11 protein-coding genes are annotated in these 14,707 nt (G+C 39.1%); all 11 read left to right on the top strand.

The annotated features are described in order from the left end of the window. Positions 1–84: 84 nt before the first annotated feature. The gene (gene rpoB, locus AC6EIW_RS06255; RefSeq protein ID WP_498519862.1) at positions 85–3,372 is read left to right on the top strand and encodes a DNA-directed RNA polymerase subunit beta; all 3,288 of its coding nucleotides are present in this window, start codon (positions 85–87) and stop codon (positions 3,370–3,372) included. Between the two features lie 42 nt (positions 3,373–3,414). Beyond that, the gene (locus AC6EIW_RS06250; protein WP_498519861.1) at positions 3,415–5,322 is read left to right on the top strand and encodes a DNA-directed RNA polymerase subunit gamma; all 1,908 of its coding nucleotides are present in this window, start codon (positions 3,415–3,417) and stop codon (positions 5,320–5,322) included. A 37-nt stretch (positions 5,323–5,359) separates the two neighbouring features. After that, on the top strand, positions 5,360–9,469 hold the full coding sequence (locus AC6EIW_RS06245) for a DNA-directed RNA polymerase subunit beta' (protein WP_498519860.1): 4,110 nt from the start codon (positions 5,360–5,362) through the stop codon (positions 9,467–9,469). Between the two features lie 66 nt (positions 9,470–9,535). Continuing rightward, positions 9,536–9,688, top strand: a complete 153-nt coding sequence (locus tag AC6EIW_RS06240; protein ID WP_498461486.1) for a CAB/ELIP/HLIP family chlorophyll-binding protein — start codon at positions 9,536–9,538, stop codon at positions 9,686–9,688. Next, positions 9,685–10,776 (top strand): dual-specificity RNA methyltransferase RlmN, encoded by a 1,092-nt coding sequence (rlmN, locus tag AC6EIW_RS06235; protein WP_498519859.1) that lies wholly within the window; start codon positions 9,685–9,687, stop codon positions 10,774–10,776. Before AC6EIW_RS06240 ends, rlmN begins: the two co-directional genes overlap by 4 nt. Positions 10,777–10,799: 23 nt before the next feature. Then, complete coding sequence (locus AC6EIW_RS06230; protein ID WP_498519858.1) at positions 10,800–12,551, top strand: sodium:solute symporter family protein; 1,752 nt, start codon at positions 10,800–10,802, stop codon at positions 12,549–12,551. 65 nt (positions 12,552–12,616) lie between these two features. Next, positions 12,617–12,742, top strand: coding sequence for a DUF8624 family small hydrophobic protein (locus AC6EIW_RS06225; RefSeq protein WP_498519857.1), 126 nt, complete (start codon positions 12,617–12,619; stop codon positions 12,740–12,742). A gap of 24 nt (positions 12,743–12,766) precedes the next feature. After that, a complete protein-coding gene (locus tag AC6EIW_RS06220; protein WP_498519856.1) occupies positions 12,767–13,576 on the top strand; it encodes a HEAT repeat domain-containing protein in 810 nt (269 codons plus the stop codon). A 90-nt stretch (positions 13,577–13,666) separates the two neighbouring features. Further along, positions 13,667–13,870 (top strand): DUF2997 domain-containing protein, encoded by a 204-nt coding sequence (locus tag AC6EIW_RS06215; RefSeq protein WP_498519855.1) that lies wholly within the window; start codon positions 13,667–13,669, stop codon positions 13,868–13,870. Then, positions 13,870–14,262, top strand: coding sequence for a DUF1257 domain-containing protein (locus tag AC6EIW_RS06210; protein ID WP_498519854.1), 393 nt, complete (start codon positions 13,870–13,872; stop codon positions 14,260–14,262). Before AC6EIW_RS06215 ends, AC6EIW_RS06210 begins: the two co-directional genes overlap by 1 nt. Before the next feature lie 15 nt (positions 14,263–14,277). Continuing rightward, a complete protein-coding gene (locus tag AC6EIW_RS06205; RefSeq protein ID WP_498519853.1) occupies positions 14,278–14,697 on the top strand; it encodes a ferredoxin in 420 nt (139 codons plus the stop codon). Positions 14,698–14,707 lie beyond the last annotated feature (10 nt).

The raw sequence follows: 14,707 nt of genomic DNA, 5'->3' as shown, positions 1-14,707 counted from the left end.
TTTGTTTTTTTTAGTAAAGATCATTTTTCGAACTCTAGGACAAGACATCAACCCCGTCCTCTACATATAAACGCAGGTTCTCGAATGAGCAGAAGCGCGATTCAGGTAGCCAAAGCAGCTACATATCTGCCTGATCTGGTTGAGGTGCAAAGATCAAGTTTTAAGTGGTTTTTGGATAAAGGCTTAATAGAAGAATTAGACAATTTTTCTCCCATTACTGACTATACGGGTAAGCTTGAACTTCATTTTATAGGGTCAGAATATAAGCTTAAACGTCCTAGACATGATGTAGAAGAGGCAAAAAGAAGAGATGCAACTTTTGCTTCTCAAATGTATGTTACTTGTCGTCTAGTTAATAAAGAAACAGGAGAAATTAAAGAACAAGAAGTTTTTATCGGTGAATTACCTTTAATGACTGAGCGTGGAACTTTTATAATTAATGGCGCTGAAAGAGTAATAGTCAATCAAATTGTTCGAAGTCCAGGAGTTTATTTCAAAGATGAGCAAGATAAAAATGGTAGAAGAACTTACAATGCAAGCGTTATACCTAATCGCGGAGCATGGTTAAAGTTTGAAACTGATAAAAACGATTTGTTGCATGTTCGTGTAGATAAAACACGAAAAATTAATGCTCATGTCTTAATGAGGGCAATGGGTTTATCAGATAATGATGTGATAGATAAATTACGACATCCTGAGTTTTATAAGAAGTCAATTGATGCTGCAAACGAAGAAGGCATAAGTTCAGAAGACCAAGCTTTGTTAGAGCTTTATAAAAAGTTAAGGCCAGGTGAGCCTCCCTCTGTAAGTGGAGGTCAACAGTTGCTCCAAACAAGATTTTTTGATCCAAAACGATATGACTTAGGAAGAGTTGGTAGATATAAAATAAATAAAAAATTACGCTTAACTATTCCTGATAATGTAAGAACACTTACAAACGAAGATGTTCTCTCTACTTTAGATTATTTAATCAACTTAGAGCTAGATGTAGGTGGAGCAACTCTTGATGATATTGATCATTTAGGTAACAGGAGAGTAAGGTCAGTCGGTGAACTTTTACAAAATCAAGTTCGAGTTGGATTGAATAGACTTGAAAGGATAATCAAGGAGAGAATGACAGTTGGGGAAACAGACTCACTTACTCCAGCGCAACTCGTAAATCCAAAACCTTTAGTTGCAGCCATAAAAGAATTTTTTGGTTCAAGTCAACTAAGTCAATTTATGGATCAAACCAATCCATTAGCTGAATTAACTCATAAAAGACGTATATCTGCTTTAGGGCCTGGAGGTTTAACTCGTGAAAGAGCTGGCTTTGCAGTTAGGGATATTCATCCTTCTCACTATGGAAGACTTTGTCCTATTGAAACTCCTGAAGGGCCCAATGCAGGTCTCATTAATTCTTTGGCTACGCACGCTCGGGTTAATGAATATGGATTTATTGAGACACCATTTTGGAAGGTGGAAAATGGACGATTAATTAAACAAGGAGATCCTATTTATTTGTCTGCAGATTTAGAAGATGAGTGTAGGGTCGCTCCTGGTGATGTAGCCACGGACGAAGAAGGAAAAATATTGGCAGAACTTGTTCCCGTTAGATATAGACAAGATTTTGAAACGGTTTCTCCTGAGCAAGTTGATTATGTCCAACTATCACCAGTTCAGGTAATTTCTGTGGCTGCATCGTTAATTCCATTTTTGGAACACGATGATGCCAATAGAGCCTTAATGGGTTCAAATATGCAAAGACAAGCAGTTCCTCTTTTGCGTCCAGAAAGACCTTTGGTTGGGACGGGTTTAGAGACTCAAGTTGCTAGAGACTCTGGCATGGTTCCAATCTCAAAAGTAAATGGAACAGTGACTTATGTAGACGCTAATACAATTGTTGTTACTGACGAGGAAGGCAATGACCATGCCCATTACTTGCAAAAATATCAAAGATCTAATCAAGATACTTGTTTAAACCATAGGCCTATAGTTTTTAATGGTGACCCTGTAATTGTGGGGCAAGTCTTAGCTGATGGTTCAGCCTGTGAGGGAGGGGAAATAGCTCTTGGTCAAAATGTTTTAATTGCTTATATGCCGTGGGAGGGTTACAACTATGAAGATGCAATTCTAGTAAGTGAAAGGTTAGTTAAAGATGATCTATATACTTCTGTCCACATCGAAAAATATGAAATAGAAGCTCGTCAAACAAAACTAGGCCCTGAAGAAATAACAAGAGAAATCCCAAATGTATCAGAGGAAAGTCTTGGTAATTTGGATGAAATGGGGATTATTCGAATTGGAGCTTTCGTTGAGAGTGGAGACATTCTGGTTGGGAAAGTTACCCCTAAAGGAGAATCAGATCAACCGCCTGAAGAAAAACTTTTAAGAGCTATTTTTGGAGAGAAAGCAAGAGATGTAAGAGATAATTCTCTTAGAGTCCCTTCAACGGAGAGAGGGCGAGTGGTTGATGTCAGAATTTATACACGAGAACAAGGTGATGAGCTGCCACCTGGAGCGAACATGGTGGTGAGAGTCTATGTTGCGCAACGTAGAAAGATTCAAGTTGGAGATAAAATGGCTGGCAGGCATGGTAATAAAGGGATTATCAGTAGGATATTGCCAAGAGAGGATATGCCATACCTTCCTGATGGCACACCTGTAGATATATGTCTTAATCCATTAGGCGTCCCAAGTCGAATGAATGTCGGGCAGGTTTTTGAGCTCCTCATGGGTTGGGCAGCATCTAATTTGGATTGTCGAGTTAAAATTGTACCTTTTGATGAGATGTATGGATCAGAGATGTCTAACCAGACAGTTCAAGCTTACTTGAAAGAGGCGGCAAAGCAGCCAGGCAAATCATGGGTTTACAACCCTGAGGATCCAGGAAAGTTACTTCTTACAGATGGTCGAACTGGTGAACCTTTTGATCAACCCGTTGCTGTTGGCTACGCCCATTTCCTTAAACTTGTACATTTAGTAGACGATAAAATTCATGCTCGATCTACTGGCCCATACTCTTTGGTGACTCAACAACCTCTTGGTGGAAAGGCTCAGCAAGGTGGACAGAGATTAGGTGAAATGGAAGTATGGGCACTAGAGGCGTATGGAGCTGCATACACTTTGCAAGAACTGTTAACCGTTAAGTCTGATGACATGCAAGGCCGTAATGAAGCGCTTAATTCCATTGTGAAAGGCAAACCAATTCCAAGGCCTGGCACTCCAGAATCTTTCAAAGTTTTAATGAGAGAACTTCAGTCATTGGGATTAGATATCGGAGTATACACAGATGATGGTAAAGAGGTTGATCTTATGCAAGATGTAAATCCTCGTAGAAGCACGCCTAGTAGACCCACCTATGAATCATTAGGTAAAGAATACGAAGAGTAATCAACTCAATAGAAACAAATCATCTAAACACCCTGAATTCTCATGACCAATAGCAATCTACGTACTGAAAACCATTTTGATTACGTCAAAATTAAATTAGCCTCTCCTGAAAGAGTAATGGAATGGGGTCAAAGAACTTTGCCCAATGGCCAGGTTGTTGGTGAAGTGACTAAGCCTGAAACAATAAATTATCGAACACTTAAGCCTGAGATGGATGGATTATTTTGCGAAAAGATATTTGGCCCGTCTAAAGATTGGGAATGTCACTGTGGGAAATATAAGAGAGTTAGGCATCGTGGAATTGTTTGCGAAAGATGCGGTGTTGAAGTAACAGAGAGTCGCGTAAGAAGGCATAGAATGGGATTTATTAAATTGGCAGCTCCTGTATCGCACGTTTGGTATCTAAAAGGCATTCCTAGCTATGTCGCTATTTTGTTAGACATGCCTCTTAGAGATGTTGAGCAAATTGTTTATTTTAACTGTTATGTTGTTTTAGATATAGGAGATAGTAAGGATCTAAAGTATAAGCAGCTATTAACAGAGGATGAATGGCTTGAGATCGAAGATGAAATTTATGCTGAGGATTCGACTATTGAGAATGAACCCATAGTTGGGATAGGTGCAGAGGCCTTAAAGCAATTGCTTGAAGATTTAAATCTTAAAGAAGTTGCAGAGCAATTGAGAGAAGAAATTGCAACAAGCAAAGGTCAGAAAAGGGCTAAACTGATAAAAAGACTAAGAGTTATAGATAATTTTATTGCTACAAGTGCGAGCCCAGAGTGGATGGTTTTAGATGCCATACCTGTTATACCTCCTGATTTGAGACCTATGGTGCAATTGGATGGGGGTCGATTCGCTACTTCAGATTTAAATGACTTATATAGAAGAGTAATAAATAGGAACAATCGACTTGCTCGTCTTCAGGAAATATTAGCCCCAGAGATAATAGTTAGAAATGAAAAAAGGATGTTACAAGAGGCTGTAGATGCACTTATTGATAATGGTAGAAGAGGAAGGACTGTTGTTGGTGCAAATAATCGAGCCCTGAAATCATTAAGTGATATTATTGAGGGCAAGCAAGGTCGATTTAGACAGAATTTACTTGGTAAAAGAGTTGATTATTCAGGTCGTTCAGTAATAGTAGTTGGCCCTAAGTTGAAGATGCATCAATGTGGACTGCCAAAGGAAATGGCAATAGAGCTCTTTCAACCTTTTGTAATTCATAGATTGATTCGTCAGAATATTGTAAATAACATCAAAGCTGCAAAGAAACTGATACAGAAAGCCGACGATGAAGTAATGCAGGTGTTACAAGAAGTCATAGATGGTCATCCTATACTTCTCAACCGTGCGCCAACTTTACACCGATTAGGTATTCAAGCTTTTGAGCCTAAATTAGTTGCTGGACGAGCCATACAGCTACATCCATTGGTATGCCCAGCTTTTAACGCTGACTTTGATGGAGACCAAATGGCTGTTCATGTGCCCTTGGCTATTGAGGCGCAAACGGAAGCAAGAATGCTAATGCTTGCAAGTAACAACATCCTATCCCCCGCAACTGGGGATCCCATTGTTACTCCATCTCAAGATATGGTTTTAGGGTCCTACTACCTAACAGCAATTCAGCCGGACGCAAATCAGCCTAAATTCGGGGATCATGCACATACATACGCATCACTTGAAGATGTTTTACAAGCTCTTGAAGATAAAAGAATAGATTTACATGATTGGGTTTGGGTACGATTTTCTGGTGAAATTGAGGATGATGATGAGCTTCAGAAACCGCGTAATTTAGAGACTTTGAAAGATGGTACTCGTATTGAAGAATGGACATATCGACGAGACCGATTAGATGAAGATGGAAGTTTAATTAGCCGTTACATTTTGACTACTGTTGGTCGAGTAGTCATGAATCATACAATTATCGATGCTGTTGCAGCCACCTCATAACTCTTGGACACATCCCCCTTTTTAAAATAATTTTTTCATGACTTCCTCTTCTCCTAAAACTCGTAAATCCTCTTCTAAATCAAAAGCAAAAAGAGGTTCTAAAGCAAAAAAAGCAGCAGCGATGAACGCTATACCAAAACTTTCAAAAACTCCGCCACCTTTTAGAAATAAAGTAGTTGACAAAAAAGGTTTGAAAAATTTAGTTGCATGGGCATTTAAACATCATGGAACCGCTGCAACTGCTGCCATGGCAGATAACTTAAAAGATCTAGGTTTTAGATACGCAACCCAGGCAGCAGTATCAATTTCTGTTGACGATTTAAAGGTCCCAGAGGCTAAACAAGATCTGCTTGGTCAGGCCGAAGAACTAATAACTGCTACTGAGGAATGTTATCGATTAGGGGAAATTACTGAAGTCGAGAGGCACACAAAAGTTATCGACACTTGGACTGAAACTAATGAAAGATTAGTGGATGCAGTTAAAAAGAATTTCAATCAAAACGATCCATTGAATTCAGTCTGGATGATGGCTAATTCTGGAGCTCGTGGAAACATGTCTCAGGTTCGTCAACTTGTTGGCATGAGAGGATTAATGGCTAATCCTCAAGGTGAGATTATTGACTTACCAATCCGAACTAATTTTAGAGAAGGTTTAACAGTAACTGAATATGTCATCTCTTCTTATGGAGCTCGTAAAGGTCTTGTTGATACAGCTCTAAGAACTGCTGATTCTGGATATCTAACTAGACGCTTGGTTGATGTCGCTCAAGATGTAATTGTTAGGGAAGAGGATTGTGGTACGACAAGGTCTATTTCTATAAGTACAGAGGATGAAAAGTTTGGCAATAGGCTTGTTGGACGCTTGACAGCTGAACAGGTTGTGAACTCAGACCAGGAAATTTTAGCTGAAAGAGATACTCCTATTGACCCTCAGCTATCTAAGAAATTTGAACAATCACATATTCAAGGGGTAAGGGTTCGGTCTCCTCTCACATGTGAGGCGACTAGATCAGTTTGTCGTAAATGTTATGGTTGGGCGCTAGCGCATAATCAATTAGTTGACTTAGGCGAAGCAGTCGGCATTGTTGCTGCTCAATCTATTGGAGAGCCAGGCACTCAGTTGACAATGAGAACTTTTCATACTGGCGGGGTCTCAACTGCAGAAACTGGTGTTGTACGTTCAACTATTTCAGGAAAAGTTGAATTTGGTTCAAAGGCGCGAGTGAGAGGCTATAGAACACCACATGGTGTTGAAGCTCAGCAAGCAGAGGTTGATTTTAACCTTAGTATTATTCCGTCTAGTGGTGGTAAGCCTCAAAAAATTGACATACCCATAGGCTCTTTACTTTTTGTAGACAATGCTCAAGAAATTGATGTCGATGTGACTGTTGCTCAGATTGCTAGTGGAACTGTACAAAAAAGTGTTGAAAAGGCTACAAAAGATGTTATTTGTGATTTAGCGGGACAAGTTAGGTATGAATCAATTATTCAACCTAGAGAAGTTACAGATAGACAAGGTAACATTACTCTTAAAGCTCAACGACTTGGTCGGCTTTGGGTACTTGCAGGAGACGTATATAATTTACCCCCTAATGCGATGCCAGTTGTCTCTGGCAATGTTTCAGTAAATGAGGGGCAAGTTTTAGCCGAAGCGAGCCAGGCTAGTGAATTTGGAGGTGAAGTAAGACTAAGAGACTCTATTGGTGATTCTAGAGAAGTTCAAATAGTAACAACGTCGATGACATTAAAAGATTTTAAATTACTAGAAGAGTCGACTCATTCAGGGGAAATATGGCATCTTGAAGCAAAAGATGATACTCGTTATAGATTGAATACAATACCTGGAAGCAAAATAGGAAATAATGAGGTAATAGCTGAGTTAGCAGACGATAGGTTTAAAACTGAAACAGGTGGACTTGTTAAATATGCTCCTGGTTTAACAATTAAGAAAGCTCGCTCTGCAAAGAATGGTTATGAAGTTAGTAAAGGTGGCACCCTTTTGTGGATTCCTCAGGAAACTCATGAAATTAATAAAGATATTTCATTGTTGATGATTAAAGATCGTCAATGGATAGAGGCAGGTACAGAGGTTGTTAAAGATATTTTTAGTCAAACTGCTGGAATAGTTACGGTTACTCAGAAAAATGACATTCTTCGTGAAATTATAGTCAGGAGTGGCACTTTTAAACTATGCAAAGAAAGTAAAGTACTTGATAGGTTTGAAGGTGAGGGGCAAATAGTTAATCCCGGAGAAACGATTGCAAAAGGTATTAAGACTGATGCAATGGTAATGGTTCAATCAGTAGAAACCCCAGAAGGTAAAGGTCTTCTGTTAAGACCGGTTGAGGAGTTTACTATTCCTGATCAAGCACAGCTACCTGAATTAGAGCATGTTAAACAACCCAAGGGCCCATCACTAGGAATAAAAGCCTCTCAGCGACTTGCTTTTAAGGATGGTGAGCTTATTAAATCTGTAGAGGGTATTGAGTTACTTAAAACCCAATTAATGCTTGAGACGTTTGATACGACTCCACAGATGACAGTAGACGTAGAAGTCATAAAAGACTTGAATTCAAGCAGTATTGATAGATTGAAGTTAGTTATCCTTGAAAGTATTTTAGTTAGAAGAGACACTACCTCTGATTCTAGTCATGGTTCAACACACACTGAATTGCAAATAGAAAATGCTCAAATAGTTTCAGCAGGAGACGTAGTGGCGACAACCCAGATTTTATGTAAGCAAGAAGGAATTGTTCAACTTCCTGATGCCATTGACGGTGATCCGGTTCGCCGACTTATTGTTGAAAGGGATGAAGATACAATAAGAATTGAATCTAAAGGAACTTCTCTTTTGAAAGTTGGACAAAGAGTTGTAGATGGAGACTTTGTTTCAAAAGATCAAACAATAGGTGCTTGTGGGGAAATAGAGGAGATTGATGGAAAGAAAGTTAAATTGCGTCTTGGTAGACCTTATATGGTCTCACCAGATTCAGTCCTTCATGTTCGAGATGGAGATTTGGTGCAAAGAGGCGATGGCTTGGCTCTATTGGTTTTTGAAAGGCAAAAAACAGGAGATATTGTTCAAGGTTTACCAAGGATCGAAGAATTGCTTGAAGCTCGTAGGCCTAGGGATTCAGCTATTTTGTGTAAAAAGTCTGGAACAGTAGACATCAAGAAAGGAGAGGATGATGATTCTATAGTTGTTTCTATTATTGAGGACAATGATGTGATTACTGAATATCCGATTCTTTTAGGCCGTAATGTAATGGTTAGGAATAGTCAGCAAGTTGTCGCTGGTGAATTTTTGACTGATGGTCCAGTGAATCCTCATGAGCTTTTGGAATGTTTCTTTACAGACTTGCGAGACAAAAAGCCTTTAATGGATGCTGCTCAGGAGGCAATAGCTAAGCTTCAGCACAGAATGGTAAGTGAAGTACAGAATGTTTATAAGTCACAGGGAGTAGCCATAGACGATAAACATATTGAGGTGATAGTTCGTCAGATGACTAGTAAAGTGAGAATAGAAGATGCAGGAGATACAACATTCTTACCAGGAGAATTGATCGAACTTAGGCAGGTTGAAGATACTAATCAGGCTATCTCTATTACTGGAGGGGCTCCCTCGGAGTTCACTCCAGTTTTACTTGGAATTACTAAGGCATCCTTAAATACTGATAGCTTTATTTCAGCTGCTTCATTCCAAGAAACAACTAGAGTTCTAACCGAAGCCGCTATTGAAGGTAAGTCTGACTGGCTTCGCGGACTTAAAGAAAATGTAATTATTGGCCGACTGATACCTGCAGGTACAGGTTTTAGTGGCTTTGTTGAGGAGTTAAATGCTGAAGCAGGTCCTCACCCAGATATTCTTGCAGAAGATCCTGCAGGTTATCGAAGGATACAAAACCTTAGACCTGACTATACTGTTGATATGCCTTCTTCACCAGTAGCAAAGAATACTTCTGTTTTGGACGATCCTAGTGATGAGGACTTAGAGGCAACCAGAAGTAGGCATGGAATTGACCCTACAACTAGTAACTTTGCAGCTTTTGCACGCCCAACAGGTGACGACGACTTACCTGAAGACCAAATGCCAGATCCTGCTGCGTTGGAGGGCTTACAAGAAGAAGGCTTACTCTCCGATGAATAAATCAATTTTTCTACATAATTCTTTTAAATTTTCTAACATTTAGTTTTCCACTGATAAAGATTATCGATGATTGATCCTCCAGTTGTTCCAAAGCGTAAATTGCCTCGCTATGGCTTTCACACACATACTGAACGTATTAATGGTAGATGGGCAATGATTGGTTTTATCGCTCTCGTGCTTTTGGAATTTAAGTTAGGACATGGACTAATGAATTGGTGACAAAATTTCTTCAACTATCAAGTAATTCATCCTTGCTTGGCTTAAGTTCTGAAGACCTTGAAGAATTTGCGCGTCAGGAAGGTGAGAAATCTTTTCGTGGGAGGCAAATTCATGAATGGATTTATCAAAGAGGGGCAAAAAAACTAGATTCAATAACTGTTCTTCCAAAGAAATGGAGAGATTCACTGAAAAACAAAGGAATAAAGGTTGGAAGACTTGATGAAATTGACAGAGTTTTAGCAGAAGATGAGACGTTGAAATTATTAATGGGGACTTATGATGGTGAGATTATAGAGACCGTAGGAATACCAACAGATAAAAGACTTACTGTTTGTGTCTCAAGTCAAATTGGTTGTCCAATGGGATGTAAGTTTTGTGCGACTGGGAAGGGGGGACTTAACAGATCTCTTAATGTAAATGAGATAGTTGATCAGGTAATTAGTATTAGAGAAAAAATGAATAGGAGGCCAACTCATGTCGTCTTTATGGGGATGGGCGAGCCACTTCTTAATATACGCAATGTTTTAGACTCTATTGAATGTCTTACAAATGATATTGGAATAGGTCAAAGAAAAATAACTGTTAGTACTGTTGGTATACCGGAAACACTTCCATATCTAGCGAAAACAGCTCAAGAGCGTTTGGGAAGAGTTAAATTTACCCTCGCAGTTAGCCTTCATGCGCCTAATCAGATATTGCGTGAATTAATAATTCCTTCGGCGAAATCTTATCCAATCAAGTCATTACTCAAAGACTGTAAAACATATCTAGAACTTACTGGAAGACGGGTAAGTTTTGAGTATATTCTTCTTGGGGGGTTGAATGACAAAGATATACATGCAGAGCAGTTAGCTGATCTGATGAGAGGTTTTCAGAGCCATGTTAATTTGATAGCTTATAATCCCATCGCTGAAGAGAACTTTAAACGACCAAGCCAAGCCAGAGTGAGTAGGTTTAGAGAACTATTAGAAAATAAGGGAATTGCTGTAAGTGTTCGTGCAAGTAGAGGTAGGGATAAAGATGCGGCATGTGGACAATTAAGACGGCAATCAATCAATCAATCAAATAAAAATCAATTAAGTAAATAAAAATAGATTAGTTATCAGTTCTTATGACATTTATTGATTGGTTTATTTTATTTTTATATTTAATTTTTTCTTTGATATTAGGAATTTTCTTCTCATTGAAAAATCGTAACGAAGCAGATTACTTTGTTGCTGGTCGTCGTCTAAGTGGTTTGCTTGCAGGTATGTCTATGGCTGCTACAACATTTTCAATTGATACACCTCTCTATGTTGCTGGACTGGTTGGGACGAGAGGCTTGTCAGGAAATTGGGAATGGTGGAGTTTCGGGCTAGCACATGTTGCTATGACAGTGATATTCGCTCCTCTTTGGAGGCGTAGCGGGGTGTTGACTGATGCAGCCTTCACTGAACTGCGTTATGGGGGGAAGGCAGCAGCTTACTTAAGAGGGATAAAAGCTTTTTTACTATCTGTTCCAATCAATTGTATTGGAATTGGTTATGCTTTCTTAGCAATGCGTAAGGTTGCTGAAGCATTAGGAGTAGTAGATGGACATATTGTATTTGGGGGATTAACTGACACGATGATTTTAATGATTTGTGTTGCTTTATTTGTACTTGTCTATACTGTTTTAGGTGGACTTTTGGCAGTAGTAGTTAATGATTTTATACAACTAGTATTAGCTCTTCTTGGCGCTTTTGCTGTTTGCTATGTAGCACTTGATGCTTCAGGTGGTATGACGGATTTGTTAATAAAGTTAAAGGCATTAAATCGACCTGAGCTGCTTTCTATATTCCCGTGGACATTTAATAAAGATGGTTTCAATTGGCTAGATAGTTCAGGAATAAGTGTTACTACTTTTTTCGCTTTTATTTCTTTGCAGTGGTGGAGTTTTAGGCGTAGTGATGGTGGTGGCGAGTTTATTCAACGTCTATTGGCTACTAAAGATGAAAAGCAAGCAACTTTGGCTGGAGTAGTATTTTTAATTATTAATTATCTTATTCGTAGTTGGCTTTGGATCTTAGTAGGATTGGCTGGATTGGTCCTCTTGCCTTATCAAACTGACTGGGAATTAATTTATCCCAATCTCGCAATAACATATTTGCCTCCTGTTGGACTTGGATTGGTTGTGGTTTCCTTGGTTGCTGCATTTATGAGTACCGTAAGCACTTCAATTAATTGGGGGGCAAGTTATCTTTCTCATGATCTTTATCAAAGATTTTTAAGGCCATCAGCTGGTCCTAGAGAAATGATTCTCATGGGACAACTCGCAAGTATTTCGTTGCTTCTAGTGGGAATCGCCACCGCTTTATTTAGTAACAGTATTGGTTCAATGTTTAGACTTGTAATCGCGATAGGTACAGGCCCGGGTGCTGTGCTTGTCCTTAGATGGTTTTGGTGGCGAGTTAATGCTCAAGCAGAACTTTCGGCAATGCTTGGTGGTTTCTTTATAGGGGTAATTACTTCTATTTCGCCTTATTTCATGATTGATGACTTTGGGGTAAGACTTATGGTTAATACTGTAGTCACAGCTGTAATTTGGTTGTTTACTTTATTTTTTACTGAGCCAGAGTCACAGGAGACACTTAATGCGTTTGTGAAGCAGGTGAAACCACCAGGTCCTGGGTGGAAAAAAATAAGAAATAAATTGAATATTGATCCGGTTGACTCTTTTTTCATCCTTGGCTCGAGGTTCATTCTAGGCTCAGGAATTCTTTATGGTGGCTTGATATGTATTGGGTCTTTCTTGTTACATCAAGAAAGCTATGGTTGGATTGCGCTTCTGATTGCAGTCAGTTGTGTATTTTTAATGAAGAAAACAAGACTAATAACTCAATAAGTTGACCCTTCATAGCCAAATGGACAAAATTTAGAGCAGAATGAATATCTAATTTATTTGCAACTTTGGGTTTTTTACGCACAACTCTTTTCCCTATTTTGATTGTTGCGCTTTTTGGTGTCGCTTTGTTTGCAGTCAGTGCGCGGATATGGCTGCCTGGGGATATGCTTGCACCAGCACCAGTTAATTAAACTTGCTCTTCCTAAGTCAGAGCTATGAATGATGCAAATCAAAAATTAAGTAATGAAGGGTTGGCTAATTTAGCCATAGACCCTGATCTCTTGGCTAGAGAATTAGCAGCTCAGTTAGCGGGAGATCCATTAGATGAAATCGAACTTGATAAAACCGATGATGATCTAGTTAATTCATCAAAAGAATGTGATCTTGCGTTGAAATGGCTTCAATCTGGAAATGAAGAAAGACTTCAAGGTCTAAGAGTCTTTTGTGAACATAGGGATTCCAGAGCTCTCCCACTTTTGGTACCTTTACTGGACGAACCATCTCCTGTCGTGAGGATGAGCGCTGTTTATGCTTTAGGCAGAAATCCTTGCCCACAGGCTATCAACCTACTTTTGCATTTATTGCGCTTTGATAGTAATGCTTATGTGCGAAAAGCTACTGCTTGGAGTCTTGGAAATTACTCAGATGCCCCTGTTCTAGAACCTTTGGTTAACGCATTAAAACAAGATGTCGCTGCCGTTCGATTGTGGGCATCAAGTTCTTTAGCGGAGGTTGGACTCAACTCAGTAGAAAGTTCTTTGCCAGCGGCTAATCAATTACTTGAAAGTTTGCAAATTGATGGTGAACCCATCGTTAGAAGCAATTGTATTTGGTCTCTTGGTCGTCTTTACAGCCTTTTGAGTGAGGAAATCAAAATCCACGTAGAGGAGGCTTTCATTTCTGTTTTATTGAATGATCGTGAGCCCTCTGTTAGGTATGAAGCAAGGATAGCTTTGGAACAATTGGATAATCCGGAGGTACAAATAAAACTAAAATCATTAATTGATGACGGTCAATTGGTTTAATTTTTGGTACAAAAACACTTAGTTGAAATTAATAATTCGCGTTTCTATAGTTTTTTTCTATATCATGCTTCACTTAGGGGCTTAACTTTCATGCCACAACGCACATTGCGATTTAGAATCCGACAGGATGGACGGGTTGAAGAAACCGTTGAAGGTCTTGTTGGTGAAGCATGTATTGATTTGACTGAGAAGCTTGAGGATGCCTTAGGCACCGTTGAGAGGAGAGAGCCCACCTCTGACACTTTTCTTCGTGAAAAGGTCCAAAAACAGACTATTCCAGCAGAAATTCACTGATGTCACATTTCAGCACAGTAAAAACTCAACTTCGTAAAAAAGAGTTTTTAAAACAGGCTCTAATAGATTTAGGGTATGTACCGAATGAGGGCGAAAATTTAGTCAGAGGCTATAGAGGTCAAACTGTAAAAGCTCAAATGATTGTTGAGATGAGTAAAGGAGCAGACGTTGGATTTAGGTGGAATGAAAGTTCAAAATCATACGAACTCGTAACAGATTTAGATCTTTGGAAACAGTCCATACCTATTGAACGATTTTTAGCTCAGGTCACCCAGCGTTATGCATTAAATACTGTTCTTGATTCAACCGCACAAGAAGGATTTCAAATTTCTGAGCAAAAGGAAAATCTTGATGGTTCAATAGAGTTGGTAGTGACTCGTTGGGATTCTTGATTTCACTAACTAAAATTGACTTTTGACCCTAGCGCAGCTTTTGAAACTAGGTCACATGAATACCAGCAATCTTCTGCTATTCATAATCCTGATGCTGCCTTCGAAGCTGCTAGTAACGAAGATTTCAAACTAAACGGTAGGGATCCTGTATTAGGTGGGAAATTAAAAGAAAAAGCTGTATGGGTCGATGAGAGGAAATGTATTGGTTGTACATATTGCAGCTCAGTTGCTACGAATACTTTTGCCATGGAGCCCGACCAGGGCAGAGCTCGGGCGTTTAGACAAGATGGAGATAGTGAGGAATTAATTCAAGAAGCAATAGATACCTGCCCTGTTGATTGTATAGATTGGGTTTCTTTTGAAGACTTAGTTAAATTGGAAGAAGTGATAAAGAATCATCGTTTTAGGAATTTAGGTTTACCCCCTGTTACTTGATTTTTAAGTT

Source organism: Prochlorococcus sp. MIT2308, assembly GCF_059772345.1.
Note: the sequence above shows the minus strand (reverse complement) of the source record. Positions and strands in the feature narration are given on the sequence as shown.

What these genes read in the sequence shown, in the direction of transcription:
- rpoB (WP_498519862.1), top strand. Translation starts at nt 85, where the DNA reads ATGAGCAGAAGCGCGATTCAGGTAGCCAAAGCAGCTACATATCTGCCT.
- AC6EIW_RS06210 (WP_498519854.1), top strand. Translation starts at nt 13,870, where the DNA reads ATGTCACATTTCAGCACAGTAAAAACTCAACTTCGTAAAAAAGAGTTT.
- AC6EIW_RS06245 (WP_498519860.1), top strand. Translation starts at nt 5,360, where the DNA reads ATGACTTCCTCTTCTCCTAAAACTCGTAAATCCTCTTCTAAATCAAAA.
- AC6EIW_RS06240 (WP_498461486.1), top strand. Translation starts at nt 9,536, where the DNA reads ATGATTGATCCTCCAGTTGTTCCAAAGCGTAAATTGCCTCGCTATGGC.
- AC6EIW_RS06220 (WP_498519856.1), top strand. Translation starts at nt 12,767, where the DNA reads ATGAATGATGCAAATCAAAAATTAAGTAATGAAGGGTTGGCTAATTTA.
- AC6EIW_RS06215 (WP_498519855.1), top strand. Translation starts at nt 13,667, where the DNA reads ATGCCACAACGCACATTGCGATTTAGAATCCGACAGGATGGACGGGTT.
- AC6EIW_RS06230 (WP_498519858.1), top strand. Translation starts at nt 10,800, where the DNA reads ATGACATTTATTGATTGGTTTATTTTATTTTTATATTTAATTTTTTCT.
- AC6EIW_RS06250 (WP_498519861.1), top strand. Translation starts at nt 3,415, where the DNA reads ATGACCAATAGCAATCTACGTACTGAAAACCATTTTGATTACGTCAAA.